This is a genomic window from Vibrio penaeicida (assembly GCF_030689305.1).
In the GTDB taxonomy this organism is placed as follows: domain Bacteria; phylum Pseudomonadota; class Gammaproteobacteria; order Enterobacterales; family Vibrionaceae; genus Vibrio; species Vibrio penaeicida_B.
On sequence record NZ_JAUYVM010000043.1, the window covers coordinates 1 to 3783 of the forward strand.

Here is a 3783-nt window from a genome sequence, read left to right on the forward strand (position 1 = left end):
CTTTCAGTTGGTTGGGCTTGTTTCGCCTTGCGTGCTTTTGCCCTTGCAATGGCAGCGGCTACTGCGGCTTTTTTCGGGTCTTCCTCAACAGGTGTTTCCGCTGCTGGCTCGTTTGAGTCCGAGTCGTCACTTTCAGTTGGTTGAACTTGTTTCGTTTTACGCGCTTTCGCCCTTGCAATGGCTGCGGCTACCGCGGCTTTTTTCGGGTCGTCTTCAGGAGTTCCTTTAGCCGGAGATTCGTTTGAATCCAAGGTTTCAGCCCCTTTCGATTCAGATTGCTGTTCCTTGCGCGCTTTCGCTCTTGCGATAGCTGCGGCTACCGCATCTTTCTTCTCGTTTCCTGTTGTTTCCGTTTGTTCTGGTTGAGTTGATTTTTTTGCCTTTGCACGGGCAATGGCTGCAGCGACGGCATCTTTTTTACTTGTATTTTGCTTGTCTTTCGAATCTGAATCAGTCGTTTCGTTTGCTTTTAAGGCTTTACGTTCTCTCGCTTGACGCTTGCGCTCTTCTCTGAGTTTTGCCATCTCGCTATTATCTGGTTCAGATTGTCCAGATTTCATTGCCTCAGCTTGTTTGGCTTTAGCACGAGCAATAGCTGCTGCAACAGCTGGTTTAACTTCATCTGTTGCCGCTGTTTGTGCTTTCTGGGACTTAACTCTAGCTATGGCTGCCGCAATGGCATCATCACCGTCACCAGTCTTCAAATCTTTACGGCGCGCTTCCGCGGCTTTTTTGAATTTATTTTCACGAGCGAGCTTATCGCGCTCCATTCGAGCGTTCTTTTCTTCAAAACGTTTTTTAGCACGCTCAGCAGCGATGGCTTCTTCTTTACGAGTACGAATTTCCGCTTTTGCTTCACGGTAGTAGTGGACTAAGGGGATTTCACTTGGGCAAACAAACGCACAAGCTCCACATTCAATACAATCTTTTAGATTGAGCTCTTCGCACTTATCGTAGTCTTGATCCTTTGCATACCATTGAAGTTGCTGAGGAAGTAAAGACGCGGGGCATACGTCTGCACATTCGCCACAACGGATGCATTCCATCTCGTAACGTTCAACAGGCAGCTCCCGACGTGCGGGCGCAAGAATACAGTTAGCTGTTTTGGTGATGGGGACGTTAGCATGTGGAAGTGCAAACCCCATCATTGGTCCACCCATAATAAGGCGAGGCGCTTTTTTATCGGCTTTATAATCTGCGTGTTCCAGCAGGTGTGAAACAGGCGACCCGATCAAAGCCCAAACGTTACGGGGTTGTTTGAAGGTTTTACCTGTCAGAGTCACTACGCGCTGGATAAGAGGCTCGCCGTCAATGATTGCGCGCTTGATAGCGTGCATTGAACCCACATTTTGTACCAATATGCCTATGTCCGCTGGAATACCATTTGCTGGAACTTCCATATCGGTCAGTATTTTGATGAGTTGCTTTTCGCCACCAGAAGGATACTTCGTCGGGATGACTCGAATAACCAGATCTTTTGCCGTAGCAGCGGCTTGCAGTGCTTTGATGGCTTTTGGTTTATTATCTTCGATTCCGATAATTGTCAGCTCTGGTTTAAGGATGTGCTCAACAATTTCGATGCCTTTGATGATCTCTTCTGCATGTTCTTGCATTAATCGATCATCAGCGGTTATGTAAGGTTCGCACTCTGCAGCGTTGACGATGAATATTTTTGTTTTCGCCAATCCCGACTGGATCTTTTTTGCCGTTGGGAAACCGGCTCCACCCATTCCAGACACGCCTGCCTGACGAATAGCTTCAATTAAGTCGTCTGATGTTTCTTGTTGGTAATTCGCAATGGGGCTCTTTTTTCCCCACTCATCTTTTCCGTCGGGTTCAATAACGACGGACAATTCTGTTAGACCAGACGGGTGAGCTGTCGTTCGGGGCTCTATTGCGGTAATGGTCCCAGATGTCGGCGCATGAATTGGAAGCATGAAGCTTAATGAACAACGAGTCAGCGGCTGACCTTTGACCACGTGTTCACCTATTGATACCGCGAGATCACCGGGTTTCCCAATATGCTGTTTTACCGGAATAACCAGCTCTTTCGGAAGCGCTAATACCTGCATTTCTGTCTGGTTAGATTGGCGCTTATTTTCTGGTGGGTGAATACCGCCGGGGAAATCCCAGAGGTAACCAGAACGAATTTTCTCAATGAGTGACAACATACCCAATCCTTCTTATTGTAATTTTTGAGGTTGAGAATCGGTGACGTTAACCACCGGTATTGTGTTTAATTGCCACTTCCATGTATCTGTTGTTTGCGCAATTGGAATCATTTCGATGCAATCCGTCGGGCAAGGTGCGACACAGAGATCACAGCCAGTGCATTCGTCTTTGATAACGGTGTGCAGCGCTTTGTTGCCTCCTACAATGGCATCTACTGGGCAAGCTTGGATGCATTTGGTGCAGCCTATACACATATCTTCGTGTATGTAAGCGACCTTTTTGATGCTTTTTTCTGGGTCGTGTTCCGGTTCTCCCGCTTCAACCCCCATTAGATCGGCTAGCTTTTCGATAGCAGCCTGCCCACCTGGAGGGCATTTGGTGATGGAGTCACCATTTGCAATGGCTTCTGCATAAGGGCGGCAACCAGGGTAACCACATTGACCACATTGAGTCTGAGGTAAAATCTCATCGATCTGATCCACAATCGGATCAGCTTGAACTTTGAACTTTATTGAAGCAAAACCAAGGATCGCACCAAAGATAGCCGCTAGGGCTGCAAGTGCAATGATAGCAATTAGAATTCCACTCATTACAGTTTCACCAGCCCTGTAAAGCCCATGAATGCGAGTGACATTAACCCGGCGGTAATCATTGCTATGGATGCACCGCGAAATGGCATTGGTACGTTAGCTGCGGCAATACGTTCACGCATAGAAGCAAACAAAATCAAAACGATGGAGAAGCCAGCAGCAGCGCCAAAGCCATAAACGATGGATTCAATGAAATTGTGATTCTCATTAATGTTGAGTAACGCTACACCTAAAACGGCACAGTTTGTGGTAATCAATGGCAGAAAAATACCAAGTAGGCGATAAAGAGTAGGGCTGGTTTTGTGAACCACCATTTCGGTAAATTGAACGACAACAGCGATAACCAGAATAAAACTCATGGTGCGGAGATATTGAATACCTAGCGGCGTTAAGATGTAGGTTTCAACGAGGTATGCGCTCACCGATGCCAAAGTAAGGACAAATGTCGTAGCCAAGCCCATGCCTATAGCTGTTTCAAGTTTTTTTGAAACACCCATGAAGGGGCATAAGCCTAAAAATTTTACAAGAACGAAGTTGTTGACCAAAACGGTGCCAACAAGCAGCAACAGATACTCTGTCATGGCATCTCAATAAAAATAAATCAGATCCTAATATTATCCTGCTTTGTTACGTATTTAACAACCGAGATAGAGCAAGGTTTTTTGGTATTTGACTGTTTATTAGTCAGTTAATTATAGAATTATGATTCTAAATTTGAAAAACGCCAAGTTGTTGAGAATTAATATCATTTAGGTTGCGTGTGGCGACGATAAAAGCGTAGCTGGTGATATTCAATTGATCGAAATTTGAGCATGGGTAGAGTGTTGAGAAAGTACTCTTACGAAACATAAGCTTAGAGTGTTTTTAATTGACCAGAACGAAGCGAACACATCTTTTAGCTTGGGTTTGAAATGCACCTGTCGCTAAAAACTCCAAAAGCCACTTCTTTCGACATAGCTTTTGGAGTTTTGGCTCCCTTTGACGGGACTCAACGTGGGCGGCGAGCTCTGAGACATTGGTT

Annotated in this window: 3 protein-coding genes; all 3 read right to left on the reverse strand. The window is 45.8% G+C overall.

The annotated features are described in order from the left end of the window. Positions 1 to 2171 (reverse strand): electron transport complex subunit RsxC (rsxC, locus tag Q8W40_RS27785; protein WP_305402075.1); only part of this gene is annotated, 2171 nt, incomplete at its 3' end. Positions 2172 to 2183: 12 nt separating this feature from the next. Beyond that, on the reverse strand, positions 2184 to 2762 hold the full coding sequence (gene rsxB / locus Q8W40_RS27790) for an electron transport complex subunit RsxB (RefSeq protein ID WP_101111486.1): 579 nt from the start codon (positions 2760 to 2762) through the stop codon (positions 2184 to 2186). Then, positions 2762 to 3343, reverse strand: a complete 582-nt coding sequence (rsxA, locus tag Q8W40_RS27795; protein WP_101111487.1) for an electron transport complex subunit RsxA — start codon at positions 3341 to 3343, stop codon at positions 2762 to 2764. The genes rsxB and rsxA overlap by 1 nt, the downstream gene beginning before the upstream one ends. Between the last annotated feature and the right edge of the window lie 440 nt (positions 3344 to 3783).

Excerpts from the sequence above, each read along its gene's own strand:
- rsxB (WP_101111486.1), bottom strand. The coding sequence starts at position 2,762 with ATGAGTGGAATTCTAATTGCTATCATTGCACTTGCAGCCCTAGCGGCT.
- rsxA (WP_101111487.1), bottom strand. The coding sequence starts at position 3,343 with ATGACAGAGTATCTGTTGCTGCTTGTTGGCACCGTTTTGGTCAACAAC.